This is a genomic window from Halomonas sp. NyZ770 (assembly GCF_020616575.1).
GTDB lineage: Bacteria > Pseudomonadota > Gammaproteobacteria > Pseudomonadales > Halomonadaceae > Vreelandella > Vreelandella hamiltonii.
This window is the reverse complement of sequence record NZ_CP085143.1, coordinates 2,357,371-2,373,049: the sequence shown is the minus strand read 5'-3', so window position 1 is coordinate 2,373,049 and position 15,679 is coordinate 2,357,371. Positions and strand designations below refer to the sequence as shown.

The 15,679-nt window shown below is 61.2% G+C and carries 16 protein-coding genes; 9 read left to right on the top strand and 7 right to left on the bottom strand.

What is annotated here, in order from left to right:
• The first annotated feature begins 254 nt into the window (after nt 1-254).
• Complete coding sequence (locus LG409_RS10920; RefSeq protein ID WP_227406649.1) at nt 255-587, top strand: YqcC family protein; 333 nt, start codon at nt 255-257, stop codon at nt 585-587.
• Nucleotides 588-686: 99 nt separating this feature from the next.
• Here the strand turns inward: LG409_RS10920 and LG409_RS10915 are convergent, their stop codons facing one another.
• The 6 genes from LG409_RS10915 to LG409_RS10890 all read right to left on the bottom strand — a co-directional run bounded on the left by LG409_RS10915 (nt 687) and on the right by LG409_RS10890 (nt 8,753).
• On the bottom strand, nt 687-1,313 hold the full coding sequence (locus tag LG409_RS10915; protein WP_227406648.1) for an OmpW/AlkL family protein: 627 nt from the start codon (nt 1,311-1,313) through the stop codon (nt 687-689).
• Nucleotides 1,314-1,583: 270 nt separating this feature from the next.
• Nucleotides 1,584-3,074: a sodium/proline symporter PutP gene (gene putP / locus LG409_RS10910; protein WP_039179446.1), complete on the bottom strand. Its 1,491-nt coding sequence runs from the start codon at nt 3,072-3,074 to the stop codon at nt 1,584-1,586.
• 354 nt (nt 3,075-3,428) lie between these two features.
• Nucleotides 3,429-6,620 (bottom strand): bifunctional proline dehydrogenase/L-glutamate gamma-semialdehyde dehydrogenase PutA, encoded by a 3,192-nt coding sequence (gene putA / locus LG409_RS10905; protein WP_227406647.1) that lies wholly within the window; start codon nt 6,618-6,620, stop codon nt 3,429-3,431.
• 280 nt (nt 6,621-6,900) lie between these two features.
• Nucleotides 6,901-7,731, bottom strand: a complete 831-nt coding sequence (locus tag LG409_RS10900) for an AraC family transcriptional regulator (protein WP_039179452.1) — start codon at nt 7,729-7,731, stop codon at nt 6,901-6,903.
• Between the two features lie 24 nt (nt 7,732-7,755).
• Nucleotides 7,756-8,115, bottom strand: coding sequence for a hypothetical protein (locus tag LG409_RS10895; protein WP_039179455.1), 360 nt, complete (start codon nt 8,113-8,115; stop codon nt 7,756-7,758).
• Nucleotides 8,116-8,345: 230 nt separating this feature from the next.
• Complete coding sequence (locus tag LG409_RS10890) at nt 8,346-8,753, bottom strand: CBS domain-containing protein (protein ID WP_096922730.1); 408 nt, start codon at nt 8,751-8,753, stop codon at nt 8,346-8,348.
• A 150-nt stretch (nt 8,754-8,903) separates the two neighbouring features.
• Here LG409_RS10890 and LG409_RS10885 point away from each other — a divergent pair, with 150 nt between their 5' ends.
• The 8 genes from LG409_RS10885 to LG409_RS10850 all read left to right on the top strand — a co-directional run bounded on the left by LG409_RS10885 (nt 8,904) and on the right by LG409_RS10850 (nt 15,188).
• Complete coding sequence (locus LG409_RS10885) at nt 8,904-9,491, top strand: YqaE/Pmp3 family membrane protein (protein ID WP_227406646.1); 588 nt, start codon at nt 8,904-8,906, stop codon at nt 9,489-9,491.
• A 79-nt stretch (nt 9,492-9,570) separates the two neighbouring features.
• A complete protein-coding gene (locus LG409_RS10880) occupies nt 9,571-10,440 on the top strand; it encodes a carboxylate/amino acid/amine transporter (RefSeq protein ID WP_096922732.1) in 870 nt (289 codons plus the stop codon).
• 108 nt (nt 10,441-10,548) lie between these two features.
• Nucleotides 10,549-11,481, top strand: a complete 933-nt coding sequence (locus tag LG409_RS10875; protein ID WP_227406645.1) for an NAD(+) kinase — start codon at nt 10,549-10,551, stop codon at nt 11,479-11,481.
• Nucleotide 11,482: 1 nt separating this feature from the next.
• The gene (locus LG409_RS10870; protein WP_227406644.1) at nt 11,483-12,469 is read left to right on the top strand and encodes a metallophosphoesterase; all 987 of its coding nucleotides are present in this window, start codon (nt 11,483-11,485) and stop codon (nt 12,467-12,469) included.
• A 199-nt stretch (nt 12,470-12,668) separates the two neighbouring features.
• Nucleotides 12,669-13,520 carry a rhomboid family intramembrane serine protease gene (locus LG409_RS10865; protein WP_189463388.1) on the top strand — a complete coding sequence of 284 codons (852 nt, stop codon included), beginning with the start codon at nt 12,669-12,671 and terminating at the stop codon, nt 13,518-13,520.
• A gap of 25 nt (nt 13,521-13,545) precedes the next feature.
• Nucleotides 13,546-13,830 carry a YeaC family protein gene (locus tag LG409_RS10860; protein ID WP_026001740.1) on the top strand — a complete coding sequence of 95 codons (285 nt, stop codon included), beginning with the start codon at nt 13,546-13,548 and terminating at the stop codon, nt 13,828-13,830.
• The gene (locus LG409_RS10855) at nt 13,814-14,680 is read left to right on the top strand and encodes a DUF2797 domain-containing protein (RefSeq protein WP_227406643.1); all 867 of its coding nucleotides are present in this window, start codon (nt 13,814-13,816) and stop codon (nt 14,678-14,680) included. Before LG409_RS10860 ends, LG409_RS10855 begins: the two co-directional genes overlap by 17 nt.
• 82 nt (nt 14,681-14,762) lie before the next feature.
• On the top strand, nt 14,763-15,188 hold the full coding sequence (locus LG409_RS10850; RefSeq protein ID WP_039179477.1) for a CopD family protein: 426 nt from the start codon (nt 14,763-14,765) through the stop codon (nt 15,186-15,188).
• 21 nt (nt 15,189-15,209) lie between these two features.
• On the opposite strand, the gene LG409_RS10845 is transcribed toward LG409_RS10850, so the two are convergent.
• On the bottom strand, nt 15,210-15,668 hold the full coding sequence (locus LG409_RS10845) for a DUF2231 domain-containing protein (protein ID WP_016914243.1): 459 nt from the start codon (nt 15,666-15,668) through the stop codon (nt 15,210-15,212).
• Between the last annotated feature and the right edge of the window lie 11 nt (nt 15,669-15,679).

Genomic DNA, 15,679 nt, shown 5'->3' with positions numbered 1-15,679 from the left:
TACCTTGATGCTCGGTCACTGTCAGCCGTAACCGTTGATAAAACCATACCTTATCGTCGAAGTGGTCAAAAAGTGAACAACATTCCCCAGGCCCCGTGGGAGTAGCCGTTGCGACACCTTTCCATAGTTTATCCACAGTCTCTTGCAGGTTTTCTGTGAATCTGTGCATAAACGCGTTGGCCATGCCTCTCGGTGGCAAGTTACCCACAGAGTTGGGATAATCACGCCGACCATTCCTTATGAGTAGACTGTTTATGAGCGTCCATCAACAGCTTCAAACCGCGCTTCTCGAGCTTGAAGCCGCGATGAAAGCCGCCAACCTATGGCGAACCCCCTTTCCAGAGGCGAGTGCGTTTGCCAGTCAGGAGCCCTTTTGTGTGGATACCATGTCGCTGCCCCAGTGGGTGCGCTATGTGTTCGTAGCCCGGTTGACCGCGCTGGTAGAAGCCCAGGCGACCCTGCCCGCCAAATGTGAGGTAGCGCCCGCCATGGCCGCTTATCTGATGCAGGAAAAAGTGCGCGCCAGCGATCAGGTGCTGGTGATTCGCGCCATGGAAAGAGTCGACCAACTGGTGACGGACAACTGAACAGGTAGCCGTCAGCGCGGCGCTGTCGTGCTTCTCAACCGAACAGGCCCGGAGCAGATGCCCCGGGCCTGTTCGGTTTGATGGGTAGCCCCGTATCTTCTAGAAGCGGTAGCTGAGACCCGCCATGATCACGATGGGGTCGATTTCGACGGTGCCCGCTGCGGCGCCGTTCACCGTGGCGTCCGTATCGATGTCCAGGTACCAGGCGGCGGCGTTGAGCGCCCAGTTGTCGTCGATCAGCAGGTCGATACCCAATTGGCCTGCCAGACCCCAGGAGTCGTCCAGATCCAACTCACCAATCGCCAGCTGTTCGTCCGAGAAGCGCGTGTAGTTGATACCGGCGCCAATGTAGGGCTGAACCCGTGCCTGGGTGCCGCCCAGCGGGTAATACTGCAGCGTCAGGGTGGGTGGCAGGTGCTTGGTCGAGGCAAGGTTCTCGCCGTTCAGGGCAATGTCGTGCTTGAAGGGCAGGGCGGCCAGCAGTTCGACGCCCACCTTGTCGTGAAAGCGATAGCCCAGCGTAAAGGCGAAGTCGGTCTTGTCCTGAACGTCCACCGCCAGTGCACCATTGGCCAAGGCGCCGTTGTCGCTTTTGGGTGACACTTGTGCCACGCCCACGCGGGTAAAGAAGTCACCTGCGCCGTAGGCAAAGGCCTGGCTGCTGGTGGCCAGCGTTGCAACGGCCATGCTGGCAGCGATGAGAAGAGAGGGTTTGAACGGGCGCATAATGTTGCTCCTGACCATGATGAGGGTGAGTGGTTCGCGATCCATGGCGCCACTATAACCAGCCAGAAGCGGTGCGTTATTGACCTGAGGCAAAGAGCGGTGCGCAAGCGGCCAATAATGCAAGAGACCTCCTGCAAGGCGGCGGGGCCTTGACGAGGAGGTCTCGGATGACTGCTTGCCGATGCTCACCGCCTGCCGAAGTAGGCGGTGAGGGTGGCATGCTGGCCAAGAGCCGTGGCTAAAAATCGTCGCCAGGCGTAATGGTCAGGATCAGCGTTCGATGTGCTGGTACTCACCGGCATCGGCGGTCATGTTGCTGACGACCAGGATGGCGATGAAGGAGGCGATGAATCCGGGGATGATTTCGTAGACACCTGGGCCGCCCATGAAGGAGCCGCTCCAGCCCAGCGAAATCCAGATCATCACGGTGGCGGCACCGACGATCATGCCGGCCAATGCGCCTGCACCGTTGGTGCGCGGCCACATCAGCGCGAGGATGATCAGCGGACCAAAGGCAGCGCCAAAGCCTGCCCAGGCGTTACTGACCAGCCCCAGCACCTGCGAGTCTTCATTGGAAGCAATGATGGCGGCCACAATACCCACCAGCACGACGCACACACGGCCCACCGCCACGCACTGCTGCTCGGTGGCATTCTTGTGCAGGAACAGGCGGTAGAAGTCTTCCGTCAGCGAAGAGGAGGACACCAGCAGCTGGCTGGAGATGGTACTCATGATCGCTGCCAGCAGCGCCGCGTACAGGAAGCCGGTGATCAGCGGGTGGAAGAGCAGGTTGGCCAGCACGATGAAGATGGTTTCAGGATCCTGGATGTCCATGCCGTTACGCACTGCGAAGGCGCGACCCGCCAAGCCCAGCGACACGGCACCGATCAGCGAGACCAGCATCCAGCCCATACCGATGTTACGCGCTACAGGCACGTCTTCTTGTGAGCGAATGGCCATGAAGCGAACGATGATATGCGGCTGACCAAAATAGCCCAGGCCCCAGGTCACCGCCGACAGCCAGCCTACGAACGTCAGCCCCGTGGTCCAGGAGAGCAGCGTGGGATCGACACTGTTGAGCGTCTCCGACGCCTGTGAGAAACCACCGCCGCCGTCACCGAACAGCACCACCGCAGGCATGATGATCAAGGCCAGCATCATGATGCAGCCCTGCACGAAGTCGGTCATGCTCACGGCCAGGAAGCCGCCTACCACGGTATAGATCAGCACCACGCCGAGGGTAATGATGACGCCCATGGCGTAATTGCTCATGTCGCCAAAGTTGTACACTCCGGTGAAGGCCGTTTCGAACAGCTTGCCACCGGCTACCAGGCCCGAGGCGGTATACACGGCAAAGAAGATCACGATCACGATGGCCGACACGGTGCGCAGTGCCAGCGCACGGGTCGGGAATCGGTTGGCCAGAAACGCCGGAATGGTAATCGCGTTGCCGTAATGAATGGTCTGCTCGCGCAGGCGAGGCGCGACCAGTATCCAGTTGAGCAGTGCGCCCACCAGCAGGCCAATGCCGATCCAGGCAGAGCCCAGTCCAGACACGAACATGGCTCCGGGCAAGCCCAGCAGCAGCCAGCCGCTCATGTCGGAGGCCCCTGCCGAGAGTGCCGCGACTTGTGGGCTGAGGGTACGGCCCCCCAGCATGTAATCTTCCGAGGAAGAGGTCGCTTTGCGCATGGCATAGATGCCGATGGCGATCATGAGCGCAAAATATCCAAACAAGCTAATCCAAACACCAGTAGCCATAACACTTCTCCAGTTCGTCAGAACGGAGTCAGGTCACCTACGAAAGCCCGCGCGTGCTGGCCGCTCTTTCGTACATTCCTGACTCCGACAGCGTCAGCGCCTTGGCGGTGCGTGGCCAAAGCGCGTTGATCTTGTTGTTAATTTCCCTGCCGGTTCGGCGTGGCCAGTGGCTGGCCACGGCTCGAGCCATCAAGCAGGGCGCCGGAAAGGGTATGGCGGAGTATCGATGTCGAGTTCCCTGTGCCTGGTGCACGGCCTGGGAGGGCCGTGGCAGCGCAGGCAGTCACGCTATTATTGTCAACCATGAGACGGATCCTTTTCAGGAGTTCAGGTTAGTTTATGTCGATGAGCGTTCTACTCATCCCCTAGCGCCAATAGCGACGCGTTGCCACCCAGGGCGGCGGTGTTGTTGGTGATCGTCTTCTCAGTCACGAAGCGCTGCAGGTAATGCGGGCCACCCGCTTTGGGGCCGGTGCCCGAAAGGCCCTGACCGCCGAATGGCTGCACGCCGACCACTGCGCCGATGATATTACGGTTGATGTACACATTGCCTACTCGAATTTTCTGCGCTATTTCAGCGGCAAAGGATTCGTTACGGCTATGCACGCCAAACGTCAGGCCATATCCCCGACCGTTGATGTCGTTGATCACCTTGTCGATCTCGCGGGCCTTGTAACGCACGATGTGCAGCACGGGGCCAAACTGCTCGCGGGTCAGCGCATCGATGCTGTCGATGGTAAAGGCGACCGGGGCCACGAAAGTGCCGTGCTGTGTGTGCTCGGCGGTCATCGGGGTTTCGGCGACCAGCCGGTTCTCGCCCTTGAGCTTGTCGATATGTGCCAGCAGCCCTTTGCGCGCGTCCTCATCGATGACCGGGCCCACGTCGGTGCCCAAATCGCGCGGATCACCGATCCGCAGTTCGCTCATGGCTCCCTTGAGGATCTCGATGACGCGGTCGGCCACGTCATCCTGCAGGTAAAGCACACGCAGGGCAGAACAGCGCTGCCCGGCGCTCTGGAACGCTGACTGGATCGTGTCCATGACCACCTGCTCGGGCAGGGCGGTGGAGTCCACGATCATGGCGTTCATGCCGCCGGTTTCCGCGATCAGGGTTGGCAGCGGCGCGTTTTCGCGGGCGGCCAGGGCGCGGTTGATGATCTGAGCCGTATCGGTGCCGCCGGTGAACACCACGCCGGTGATGCGCGGGTCGGAGGTCAGCACGCTGCCTACGGTGGGGCCGTCGCCCGGCAGCAGCTGCACTACATCGCGGGGCATGCCCGCTTCGTAAAGCAGCTCGATGACGCGATGCGCGACGATGGAGGTCTGCTCGGCGGGCTTGGCCAGCACGGTGTTGCCTGCCACGGCGGCTGCGACGATCTGACCGCAGAAAATGGCTACCGGGAAGTTCCAGGGGCTGATGGCGGCAAACACGCCCTTGCCGCCCATGGATAGCCGGTTCGATTCACCGGTGGGGCCAGGCAGCTCGATGGGCTCGCCGAACGACTCTTCGGCGCGCATGGCGTAATAGCGGCAGAAATCCACGGCTTCCTTGATCTCGTCCACGCCGTCGGTGAGCAGTTTGCCACCCTCCCGGGAGCAGAGCGTCATCAGCTCGGCCATGTGCTCTTCCATCAGATCGCCCAGGCGGCGAACGATGGCCGCGCGCTCGGCAACCGGCGTGGCATCCCAGCGCGGGAACGCTTCCCAGGCAGCGTCCAGTGCCTTGGCCGCCTGCTCCTTGCTGGTCCACTGCACGCTGCCCACGGTCTGGCGACGGTCAAAGGGCGATGTCACGCGATGGGTATTGCCCGCATCTTCGGCCACGTCGAACGCCAGCAGCGGCCGGGTGGGGTACTGCTTGTCCATGAACGTGGCCATTTTCTCCATCAGCGGATAGTACTGGCTGCGGATATTGAGGTTGACGCCACGAGAGTTGCGGCGTTTCGCACCGTAGATGTCCTTGGGCAGCGGAATCCGCTTGTTGTAGAAGCTCTTCTGCTGGCGCAGGGTTTCGATGGGGTGCTTGCAGAGCGACTCCACCGGCACTTCGGGGTCGACGATCTGGTGCACGAACGAGGAGTTGGCGCCGTTTTCCAGCAGGCGACGCACCAGGTAGGGCAGCAAGTCCTTGTGAGCGCCCACCGGGGCATAAATGCGGCAGTAGGTGCCTTTGGGGGCGCGCGCCAGGGCGGCGTCATACAGCGCTTCGCCCATGCCGTGCAGGCGCTGGAATTCGAACGGGCGGCTGTCCTGGTTGGCCAGCTCCAGAATCGTGGTCACGGTATGCGCGTTGTGGGTGGCGAACTGCGGGAAGATGCGCCCGCGAGTGTCGTCGGAGAGCAGGAACTGGGCGCAAGCCAGGTAGGCCACATCGGTACACGCTTTGCGCGTGTAGACCGGGTAGCCATCGACCCCCAACTGCTGCGACTCCTTGATCTCGCTGTCCCAGTAGGCGCCCTTCACCAGGCGCAGCGGAATTTCGTCGCCTTGCTGGTCGGCCAGTCGGTTCAGGTAGTGCAGCACGGGCAGCGCACGCTTCGAGTAGGCTTGCACCACCAGGCCGAAGTGGCCCCATCCCTTGGCAGCACTGCTTTGGTAAATGGCGCGGAAGACCTCCAGCGAGAGCTCCAGGCGGTCTACCTCTTCGGCGTCGATGGTGACGGCCACGTCCAGCTCGCGCGCCTTGGTGACCAGCTTGATCACGGTGTCCACCAGCTCGGCCAGCACCTGCTCGCGACGGCCAAACTCATAGCGCGGATGCAGGGCCGACAGCTTGATGGACACTGAAGGTGCAGGGGTCTTGTCGCCCAGGGTCTTGCAGGCTTTGCCCACCTGCTCGATGGCACGGGCGTAGTCGTCGAAGTAGCGCTTGGCATCGGCGCGGGTGCGGGCGGCTTCCCCCAGCATGTCGTAGGAGTAGGTGTAGCCCTTGTTGAACAGCGGCTTCGAGCGCTTGAGCGCTTCGTTGATATCGCGGCCCAGCACGAATTGCTTGCCCATGATTTTCATGGCTTCCATCATCGCCCGGCGAATCACCGGCTCACCCATACGGTTGACCATGCGATTGATGAAGTGAGCAGGCTGGCCCTCTTTGGGGTGGTCCAGCTTCAGTACCTTGCCGGTCATCAGCAGGCCCCAGGTCGAGGCGTTGACCATCCAGGACTCGCTCTTGCCCACGTGGGACTGCCAGTCGGCCGGGCCCAGCTTGTCTTCGATCAAGGCGTCGGCGGTGGCGGTGTCCGGGATGCGCAGCATGGCTTCGGCCAGGCACATCAGCATCAGGCCTTCATGGGTGTCCAGGCTGTACTGCTGAAGCAGCTCGTCGATGGTATCGACGGCGGTATCCATATTGCGTACTTCTCGCACCAGCGCGGCCGTGTTGGCTTCGATGCGGGAGAAGTCGTCCGAGTCGGCGTTCAGTAACTTGATCAGCTCGCTGACGTAGGCATCCTCATCCACGATGTAGTGGTCGCTAATACGCGCCATCAGCGTATCAAGGTCGGTTTGCCAGATGGCTGGGTCACGCATTTTCTTGGCATTAAGCATTGAGGCCCCCGTAAGACAGGTCTGAAACAGGCTGCTGAAGCGAATGGCTGGATTCACCAGCGTTTAAAAACAGTGATAGCAGGGCAGGCGCCCAGTATGTTGTCGAATGTAGAGCGCGCGCCCGTCAGTTGTATGTCGTTTTCATGGCAAAACGTGTCAAATTCTCGGCAAGAAGCGCCTGGTTACGACTTTAGTAGAGCGGTTGACGACTTGCCAGCACCGCTCTCAACGCTGCCGGGCCATCATAGGGGAATGCCGGCCTGTGCCAGCCGAACCGAGCCTAGCGTGAGGGAGCAGCAGCAGAGGCAGTGCTCGGCGTTCCATTGGTCGTGGGGAGGGTGGCGCTGGCAGTGCCCTGGCGCAACTGGCGAGGCGACGCGCCGTAACTGCTCCGAAAGGCATGAGAGAGCGCGCTCTGGTTGGCAAAGCCGGTCTGGATGGCAATATCGGTCAAAGGCAGGCGGCTTTGCAGAATCAGCTGCCGAGCGGCGTGCAGGCGCTGTCGACGCACGTATTGCCAAGGCGACAAGCCTGTCTGGGCACGGAAGCGTTCCGAGAAGTGGGCCTCGCTCAGGCAGGCCAGCTTGGCCAGGTCGGCAACGCGCAGCTCGTCGGCCAGATGGCGGCGAATGAAACGGTCGATCTGGTGCAGGTCGATGCGCCGTTGGGCAGCGGATGGCTCTGCCCCCAGGCGGGCTTTCAACGACCCCAGCAGCGTCGCGGCCAGACGGTCCTGTTGAAAGGAGGTGGCCGAATTGTCGAATCCTCGGGCCAGCTCGCTTTCGACGAAGGTCAGGTAGTGGCGTAATGCGCTGTCCAGCGCAAAAAAACGCGGCGCATCGAACAGCGCCACCAGCTCGCGATGCTCTCCCGTCAGTGCGGGGGCGTCTTCCGGCAGGTCCAGAATCAGCTGGCGGTTATGGCCGCTGCCGGAGTAGTAATGCTCGTGATTGGCGGGCACGATACAGCCTGAAAACGCATTGACGCGTCCGCCCAGTCCCTCGATCTCGAACTCGGACGAGCCGCACAGAGTAATGACGATCTGATGAAAGTCATGGGCGTGGTGGCGGGTAGCGCTCTCCAGCGGGATTTGGCGAATGGTGCTGGGCATGAAGGTCTCCTCGACGATGCAAGGCTAACGCTGGCGTAGCGCGGTATGGGCCGCCAGATGATCGCGCAGGGCCTGAAGCTCTTCCTGCCCGGTGGCGTTGAGCAGCGGTTTGCCTTGGGCGATCTGCCAGCGTCTGCCGTGGCTATCCATCAAGTGCGAGGCGCGACGGCGTATGTTATCCAGATATTCGTCATGACGAATGGGGTAACCAATGATGGTGTTCCACTCGGTTTCGCTCACCTGACTGGCCAGGGCTTTGTCGAAAAGGGCGATCAGATCCTGAGGCTCGGTGCGGTAGCGCGGTGTGCTGGCGGTCATCAGCGCCAACAGCACGCCGCCAATCACCACGACGCAAACGCCAAAGACCAGTAAATAAAGTGCCATGTCACGCTCCCTGTGTCGCGGTGAGAGAGGAGTGGCTAGTATACGCGTCCCTTGGGGAAGACGAAAATTTTGACCTTTGTGCGAACTTTTCCTCTGGGCAGTGTCTGATAGTGTACAGGCAACATCGCGATGGCAGTCGCTAATAGTGTTGTTCTGGCTATTGTTTTCGATCCCTTGCTTCCGCTGCTTTTTAAAGCAGCGGTTTTTTTTGCGATGAAGAAAATGTCGGTTCAATGACGTCGAATGGTCAACAGGGCGATCAGGATGTCGCGACGGGTAACGATGCCGATCAACCGCTGTTGTTCGACCACCGGATAGATCTTGGGCTTCTTGCCCAGCATCTCCTGAGCCAGGTCGGTGATGCTCTGGTTGGGCGACGCGGTCAGCACATCCTGGCGCATCAGCTCTTTGACCAGTGGGGCTTCGTCGTCATGGTATATGCTGTCCAGTACGCGGCCAAGCACGTCCTGTTCGGAAATGAAGCCGATCAGCCGGTCGGCTGCATCGACGACCGGTGCGCCGGGCAGGCGATGCAGCGCCAGGCCTTGCGCCAGATTGGTGATGGACGTCTCCCCCGAGACGCGGTAGCAATCGCGGGACATGATATCGCGTACGGTATCCGGAATCTTGTTGTTCATGGGCAGTCTCCTCGAGCGTGACGCAGTGGCCGCCAGGCACGGCCAACTCTTTTACTGTAGGAGATTTAACTTGCCCTGCCTTGCCCCCATACTTCAGACATTCAACGGTTGACCATGGTCGAATCGTCAGCGACGTAGTCAGGAGCTTTTATGGACGCACGTGAATACCTCAACCGCAAGGGAGTCGGTCTGGAGCGAGAGCCGGAGCGCCCCAATACCCTGGAAGAGAAAGCCTGGGAGCGGGCGCGCGGCTCCGGTAACCAGCGCCCCAAGGCGGGTACGCCCCATGACTGGGAAGACTGGGAGCGTTTTCACGATGACCTGACCGAAGGCGTCGAGACCCTGGAGCAGAAAATCAACAAGGAAGCGCACCGCAAAGCGCTGGCCCGCGCTCAGGAGAAGGCCGAAGCGTCAGGGGCGAAGGCCCCGGCTACGCAGGCCACAAACACGCCAGCCCATGCCCCGGACCCGGTAGGGCACTACACGCCGCCAGCGGTGGCGCAGCCTGCGTCATTGAACGCATCGCAGGCATCACCGGGGCAGCCCGCCATGCAGGAACCGGCCGCCTTGCGCCTGGCCTATCGCGCGCTGGCCATATTGCTGCCGCCTTTGGCGGTGGGGCTGACCGATGGCGGCGGGCAGCGGGTGGCCACGGCGACGCTCCTGACCCTGCTGGGTTGGATACCTGGGGTGATCTACGCCTGGCGCTGGCTTGGCCAGCATCGCACTGAGCGCTGATTTCCTCGCCGTGGCCATTGGCAGCCAACGATAACTGCGTATAATCTCCGTCAACTTTTATGTTTTTCGGGGTTTACTGATGAGCTATCTGGTCGGTGTCACGGCGCTTTGGGCTTTCTCTTTCTCCTTGATCGGCGTCTACCTGGCGGGGCAGGTGGACAGCTACTTTGCCGTTTTGATCAGGGTGGCACTCGCCATGCTGGTGTTCCTGCCGTTTCTACGGCCGGGCCTGCTGCAGGGTAAGCAGCGGCTGGCACTGATGGCGCTGGGCGCCATTCAGCTGGGCGTCATGTACACCTTCTTCTACCAATCCTTCCTGCTGCTGTCGGTGCCGGAAGTTCTGCTGTTCACCATTTTCACCCCCGTGTATATCGCCCTGCTGGATGACCTGATGTTCAAGCGATTCACGCCCATTTATCTGGTCACTGCGCTGCTGGCGGTGCTGGGTGCCGGGGTGATCCGCTACGACGGCATCGACAGCGGCTTCTGGCTGGGCTTTCTGGTCGTTCAAGGGGCCAACCTGTGCTTTGCGATTGGTCAGGTGGGCTATCGGCGTCTAGCGGCAGACCTGCCGCCCACCCTGGCCTGGCACAACGTGTTTGGCTGGTTCTTCATCGGCGCCATGCTGGTGGCGCTGCCGGCCTTCCTGCTGTTCGGCAACGTGTCAGCGCTACCCAGCACTCCGGTGCAGTGGGGCGTACTGGCGTGGTTGGGCCTGGTGGCTTCCGGGGTGGGCTACTTCGCCTGGAACCAGGGCGCCACCCGGGTGGATGCGGGCACCCTGGCCATCATGAACAACGCGCTGGTGCCTGCCGGGCTGGTGGTCAACCTGGTCATCTGGAACCGCGATGCAGACTTGGGCAAGCTGTTGCTGGGCGCGGCCATCATGGGGGCGTCTCTGTGGCTCAACCACTGGTGGCTGCAGCGCCGCAAGGTTGCCCTGGCCTGACCCAAGCTGCTGATTTTACGGCGTGGCAGGGGGTATCGCCACGCCGTCGGATTTGCCCGATACCCCGTGACTCCCCATAATGTGGGCTGATGCCAGCGAGAGTCGCCCATGTCTCATACCTCAACCTCACAAACCGCCGTCGGGCGCCAGCGTCCAGCCACGCCGCCGTTCAAGACCATTGGCCTGATTGGCCGCCTGGGCAGCGACAAGGTGCTGGACTCGCTCCAGCGCTTGGTGGATTACCTGGTTGGCCATGGTTACAAGGTGCTGATCGAGGACCGTACCGCCACCGCGCTGCCGCATCATGGCCAGCCGGAAGCCAGTCGTCGCATGCTGGGCGAGCTGTGCGATCTGGTCATCGTGGTGGGCGGCGACGGTAGCTTGCTGGGCGCGGCCCGTACCCTGTGCCGCAGTGGCACGCTGATTCTGGGCGTCAACCGCGGGCGGCTCGGCTTCCTGACCGATATCTCCCCCGACGAGCTGGAGCAGCGCGTGGGGGAGGTGCTGGCAGGCGAGTTCGAAATAGAAGAGCGCTTTCTGCTGGATGCCGTGCTGTACCGCAATGGCGTGGCGGTGGGTAACGGCGAAGCGCTCAACGAAGTCGTCGTGCACCCTGGCAAAGCGGTTCGCATGATCGAATTCGAGCTGTTCATCGATGGCCAGTTCGTCTACAGCCAGCGCAGCGATGGGTTGATCGTCGCTACCCCGACTGGCTCGACGGCCTATGCGCTTTCCGGTGGGGGCCCCATCATGCACCCCAAGCTGGATGTGGTCACGCTGGTGCCCATGTTCCCGCATACCCTCTCCAGCCGTCCGATCGTGATCGATGCCGCCAGCGAGATTCGTATACACATCGGCGAAACCAACCAGACCTACCCGCATATCAGTTGCGACGGGCAAACCCGCGCGGTGGCCAAGCCCGACGATGTGCTGGTGATTACCCGCAAACCGGAGCGCGTTCAACTGGTACACCCCTTGGGGCATAACTTCTATGAAGTGCTGCGCAGCAAACTCGGTTGGAGCCATCGGCTAGGAGATTGACATGGAGGGGTACGATCTCATTGGTGATGTCCACGGCTGCGGTGCCACCCTGGCCTCGCTGCTGGAGAAGCTTGGCTACCATCAGCGCAAGGGCGTGTATCGCCACCCGCGCCGCAAGGTGATCTTCCTGGGGGATCTGATCGATCGCGGCCCACGCATTCGGCTGGCGGTGTCCATCGCGCGGCGCATGGTCGAGGAGGGCGAGGCGCATATCGTCATGGGCAATCATGAATACAACGCCCTGGCCTATATGCACCCGGCCCCGCCGGGCAGCGCCAAGCGCTGGCTGCGCGAGCATACGCCGCGCCATAATCGCATCATTCAGGATACCCTCGACCAGTATCGTGACCATACCAACGAGTGGGAAGATACCCTGGCCTGGTTCAAGACCATTCCGCTGTGCCTGGAACTGGACGGTATCCGGGTGGTGCACGCCTGTTGGGACGACGAGCTGATTCGCCAGCTTCGCCAGCGCTCCCTGTCTGCCCAACTGGACGACCGCTTTCTGGTGGAGTCCACCGACCCCTCGACCCAAGCGTTCCGAATTCTCGACCGCCTGACCCGTGGCCCGCACATTCGGCTACCGGAGGGCGTGGCCATCCACTCGGGCGACGGCTTTACCCGGCAGACCTTTCGCGCGCACTTCTGGTCGGCCAACCCGCAGCAGTGGGGTGATGTGGTATTCCAGCCGGATAACCTGCCGGGCGACCTGGAGACGCGGCCATTGACGCTGCAGGAGCGCGAGCGGCTCAGCTATTACGGCCCGGAGCAGCCGCCGCTGTTCATCGGCCACTACTGGTGCGAGGGCATTCCCGCCTTGCCCGCCGCCAATATCGCTTGCCTGGACTACAGTGCGGTAAAATTTGGTCGGCTGGTGGCCTATCGCTGGAGCGGTGAACGCCAGTTGAATGCCGATCATTTCGTCTGGATTCAAGTGCCTAGAGAAGAGCGGGCATTGCCCAAGCCCTGGGAGATCGATTTTGATTGACCCTTTTGAGCAATTATTACAGTTGGTTACATAATTTTTGCAAAACTGCTGAACTAACCCTGCTGCCGGCTATCAGAGTAAGTGTTCCCTTGAATGATCCCTTGCTTTTATCCGGCGGCCCCCTCCGCCGGATTTTTTTGCGTATCCGATGGCAAACGTGCGCGTAAGCGTCATGACCACTGGTTAAAAGGAAGATGTCATGCACCCCGTCATGCTCTTGCCCCCCGATGCAGACACTCAAGCGCTGCGCAAGGCCCTATGGCATTACCGGATAGGCCATCGCATCACCGATGAAGAAGACGGCCAGCTCCTCTGGGTGGCTGACCCGCGCCAATACGATGAGCTCCGTGCCCTGGTGGCTCGCTGGGAGCGAGGCGACGAGCTGATCAGCGACGCTGCGCCACCCAAGCGCTCGCTGCCCACCCAAGGGCTGGTCGCGACTCTGCGACAAGTACCGGTGACGGCGCTGATGATTCTGATCAGTCTGGCCGTATTTGCATTGACCGGGATCTGGGGCGACCTGTTGATCGTCTCTTTGACCATCGTGCCGGTGGGTGTCTCTGGGGGGCAACTGGTCTACGGTTCGCTGCCCGATACCTTGCTCAGTGGTCAGGTGTGGCGCCTGCTGTCACCGGCTTTTCTCCACTTTGGCTGGATGCACCTGATCTTCAACCTGATGTGGGTGTGGTATTTCGGCCAGCAGATCGAACGGCGCCAGGGCAGCAAAACAATGCTGCTATTGCTGTTGCTGGCGGGCATTGGTGCCAACCTTGCCCAGTACATGACCGGCACGGTGCTGTTTGGCGGCATGTCCGGGGTCGTCTATGCGCTGCTGGCGCATGTGTGGCTGATGTCCCGGCGTGCCCCAGGCAGCGGTTTTTTCGTGCCGCAAATGCTGGTGGTCTTCATGCTGGGCTGGATGGTCTTTACCATGACCGGCATTGCAGGCACCGTGGGCTTTGGCAACGTTGCCAACGAGGCGCATTTGGGTGGCCTGCTCGTGGGGCTGGCAACCGGCTGGTATTATTCTTCCCGCTTCAAAAAGCTTTGAGCAACCCGCAAAAGAGGTGCTGACCGTGAGTGACATGACGTTCGACAAGATGATTCATCAAATGACGCCCACCATCTATGAAAGCCTCAAGCAGGCGGTTGCCCTGCGCAAGTGGCCGGATGGACGTCGCCTGACCGCCGAGCAGACCGAGCTCTGCCTGGAGGCGGTGATGCGCTATGAAATGGAAAACAACGTGCCCGAAGCCAATCGGGTGGGTTACCTGGAGCGCCGCACCTGTGGGGCGGGTGCCACGGGGGCGGGCGTCAGCCCGGAAATGGCAGGCCTGGCTCGGGATGCCACCCGTGACTGATGATTTGTTTGCCACCGATGCTACGCCGGTGCAGGGGTGTCTGCAGAAAATGGCGGCCAGTGTGCCAGGCCGCAAGGATGCCGAGGTGGTGTACCACCTGCGTGCCGGGGAGCATCGGGTTGGCCTGAACGAGCGGGTAGGGTCGTTCATACGCCTGCACTGGAGCGGGGCCATTGCCTGCACTCACTGCGGGCGCGCCACCAACAAGAGCTTTGCTCAGGGGTATTGCTACCCGTGTTTCAAGCGCTTGGCCCAGTGCGATACCTGCATCATGAAGCCGGAAACCTGCCACTACTACCAGGGCACCTGCCGCGAGCCCGAGTGGGGCGAGGCCCACTGTTTCCAGCCCCATATCGTTTATCTTGCCAACTCCTCGGGGCTGAAGGTGGGCATCACCCGCAAAACCCAGATGCCCACCCGCTGGCTGGATCAAGGGGCCATTCAGGCGCTGCCCATTCTGGAGGTCGATACGCGGCAGCAGTCCGGCATGATCGAAATGCTGTTCAAGGAGCAGGTCGCCGACCGCACCAACTGGCGGGCCATGTTGAAAGGCGAGGTAGCCACGCTGGACCTGTGTGCAGAGCGAGACCGTCTGTTGAGCGTATTGGCCGATGGGCTGGCGCAACTGCGCCAGGTGCACGGTGAGGATGCCATTCGTGAACTGGATGAAACGCCTTACCACTTCCACTACCCGGTGGAGGCTTTTCCACGCAAGGTGGTGTCGCACAATTTCGATAAGCAGCCACAGGTAGAGGGTGTCTTGCAGGGCGTGAAAGGGCAGTACCTGATACTCGATACCGGCGTGATAAATCTTCGTAAATTCACGGGTTACGAGATTATCGTTAGCTAAACGCCTAGCCAGAGTGGCCAGTGTTGTCTAAGGTTAACGGAGTTATTTCTCCCCCTGCCCAATGCAACGCAAGGAAGCCGCAATGCCCTGGCTAAAATTGCTTCACATTGCCGCACTGGTTATCTGGTGCGGTTCGCTGCTTTACTTACCTGCGCTGCTGAGTCACGCCCTTCAGCTGCGCAAGGACGCTGGATTTGCGCAGGGCTCACCGCCCATGCCGCGCTACTTCTACAACTCCGTTGCCACCCCTGCCGCGCTGCTGGCCATTGCGTCGGGCACGCTGCTGTTCCTGCTTCACGGGCTAATGGGTGGGTGGCTGATCTTCAAGCTGGCTGCGGTGGTCGCCATGGTGGCTGCCCATGGCTGTTTTGGCTGGCTGATTCTACGTCTGGAAATGGGCATCTATCGCGGTGTGAAACCCGCCAACCTGCTGGCGCTGTTGCTGGCAGTGGCGGGTATTCTGGCCGTACTGGGCTTCGTGCTGGCCAAACCACTTGATTGGAGTTAGCCGATGCCCATGAGCAGGTGGTCAGTCGACATCCACGCCCACGGCGTGTTCATAAACCAGTTGGCCGCCCAGCCAGCCGGCCAGCGCAATCAGTCCTCCGGTCAGCAGCGATACCGCCAGCCCCCAGGGCAGGATCGCGTCGGGCTCGTTGAAGCGCAGCAGCCAGTTGAACGACGCCAGCGAGAGCATCACCACCGCCACGATGGCGTGGCTCCAGCCGGTAATCAGACGCCGAATGCGCGACACCGTGACCAGATCGATGATGCCGGCTATCGAGGCGACCCAGCCGCCAAAGGCACCGACGCCCGCCAGCCACAGGCCGCTGCGCATCCAGAAGGGGTCTTCGGTATACCAGTAGGCCAGGTCGCTTGCCACCAGGGCCATCAGGGCAGCAACGGGGAAGTGAATCATTACGGGGTGCAGCGGGTGGCCAGCCAAAGAGGCTCGGCTTTTGATCGAACGTTGGGGAGTTGGCGCCATGGTCACTTCCT

Bases quoted from the DNA above. Each gene is read 5' to 3' on its own strand.
- LG409_RS10920 (WP_227406649.1), top strand. From the start codon at position 255: ATGAGCGTCCATCAACAGCTTCAAACCGCGCTTCTCGAGCTTGAAGCC.
- LG409_RS10915 (WP_227406648.1), bottom strand. From the start codon at position 1,313: ATGCGCCCGTTCAAACCCTCTCTTCTCATCGCTGCCAGCATGGCCGTT.
- putP (WP_039179446.1), bottom strand. From the start codon at position 3,074: ATGGCTACTGGTGTTTGGATTAGCTTGTTTGGATATTTTGCGCTCATG.
- putA (WP_227406647.1), bottom strand. From the start codon at position 6,620: ATGCTTAATGCCAAGAAAATGCGTGACCCAGCCATCTGGCAAACCGAC.
- LG409_RS10900 (WP_039179452.1), bottom strand. From the start codon at position 7,731: ATGCCCAGCACCATTCGCCAAATCCCGCTGGAGAGCGCTACCCGCCAC.
- LG409_RS10895 (WP_039179455.1), bottom strand. From the start codon at position 8,115: ATGGCACTTTATTTACTGGTCTTTGGCGTTTGCGTCGTGGTGATTGGC.
- LG409_RS10890 (WP_096922730.1), bottom strand. From the start codon at position 8,753: ATGAACAACAAGATTCCGGATACCGTACGCGATATCATGTCCCGCGAT.
- LG409_RS10885 (WP_227406646.1), top strand. From the start codon at position 8,904: ATGGACGCACGTGAATACCTCAACCGCAAGGGAGTCGGTCTGGAGCGA.
- LG409_RS10880 (WP_096922732.1), top strand. From the start codon at position 9,571: ATGAGCTATCTGGTCGGTGTCACGGCGCTTTGGGCTTTCTCTTTCTCC.
- LG409_RS10875 (WP_227406645.1), top strand. From the start codon at position 10,549: ATGTCTCATACCTCAACCTCACAAACCGCCGTCGGGCGCCAGCGTCCA.
- LG409_RS10870 (WP_227406644.1), top strand. From the start codon at position 11,483: ATGGAGGGGTACGATCTCATTGGTGATGTCCACGGCTGCGGTGCCACC.
- LG409_RS10865 (WP_189463388.1), top strand. From the start codon at position 12,669: ATGCACCCCGTCATGCTCTTGCCCCCCGATGCAGACACTCAAGCGCTG.
- LG409_RS10855 (WP_227406643.1), top strand. From the start codon at position 13,814: ATGCCACCCGTGACTGATGATTTGTTTGCCACCGATGCTACGCCGGTG.
- LG409_RS10850 (WP_039179477.1), top strand. From the start codon at position 14,763: ATGCCCTGGCTAAAATTGCTTCACATTGCCGCACTGGTTATCTGGTGC.
- LG409_RS10845 (WP_016914243.1), bottom strand. From the start codon at position 15,668: ATGGCGCCAACTCCCCAACGTTCGATCAAAAGCCGAGCCTCTTTGGCT.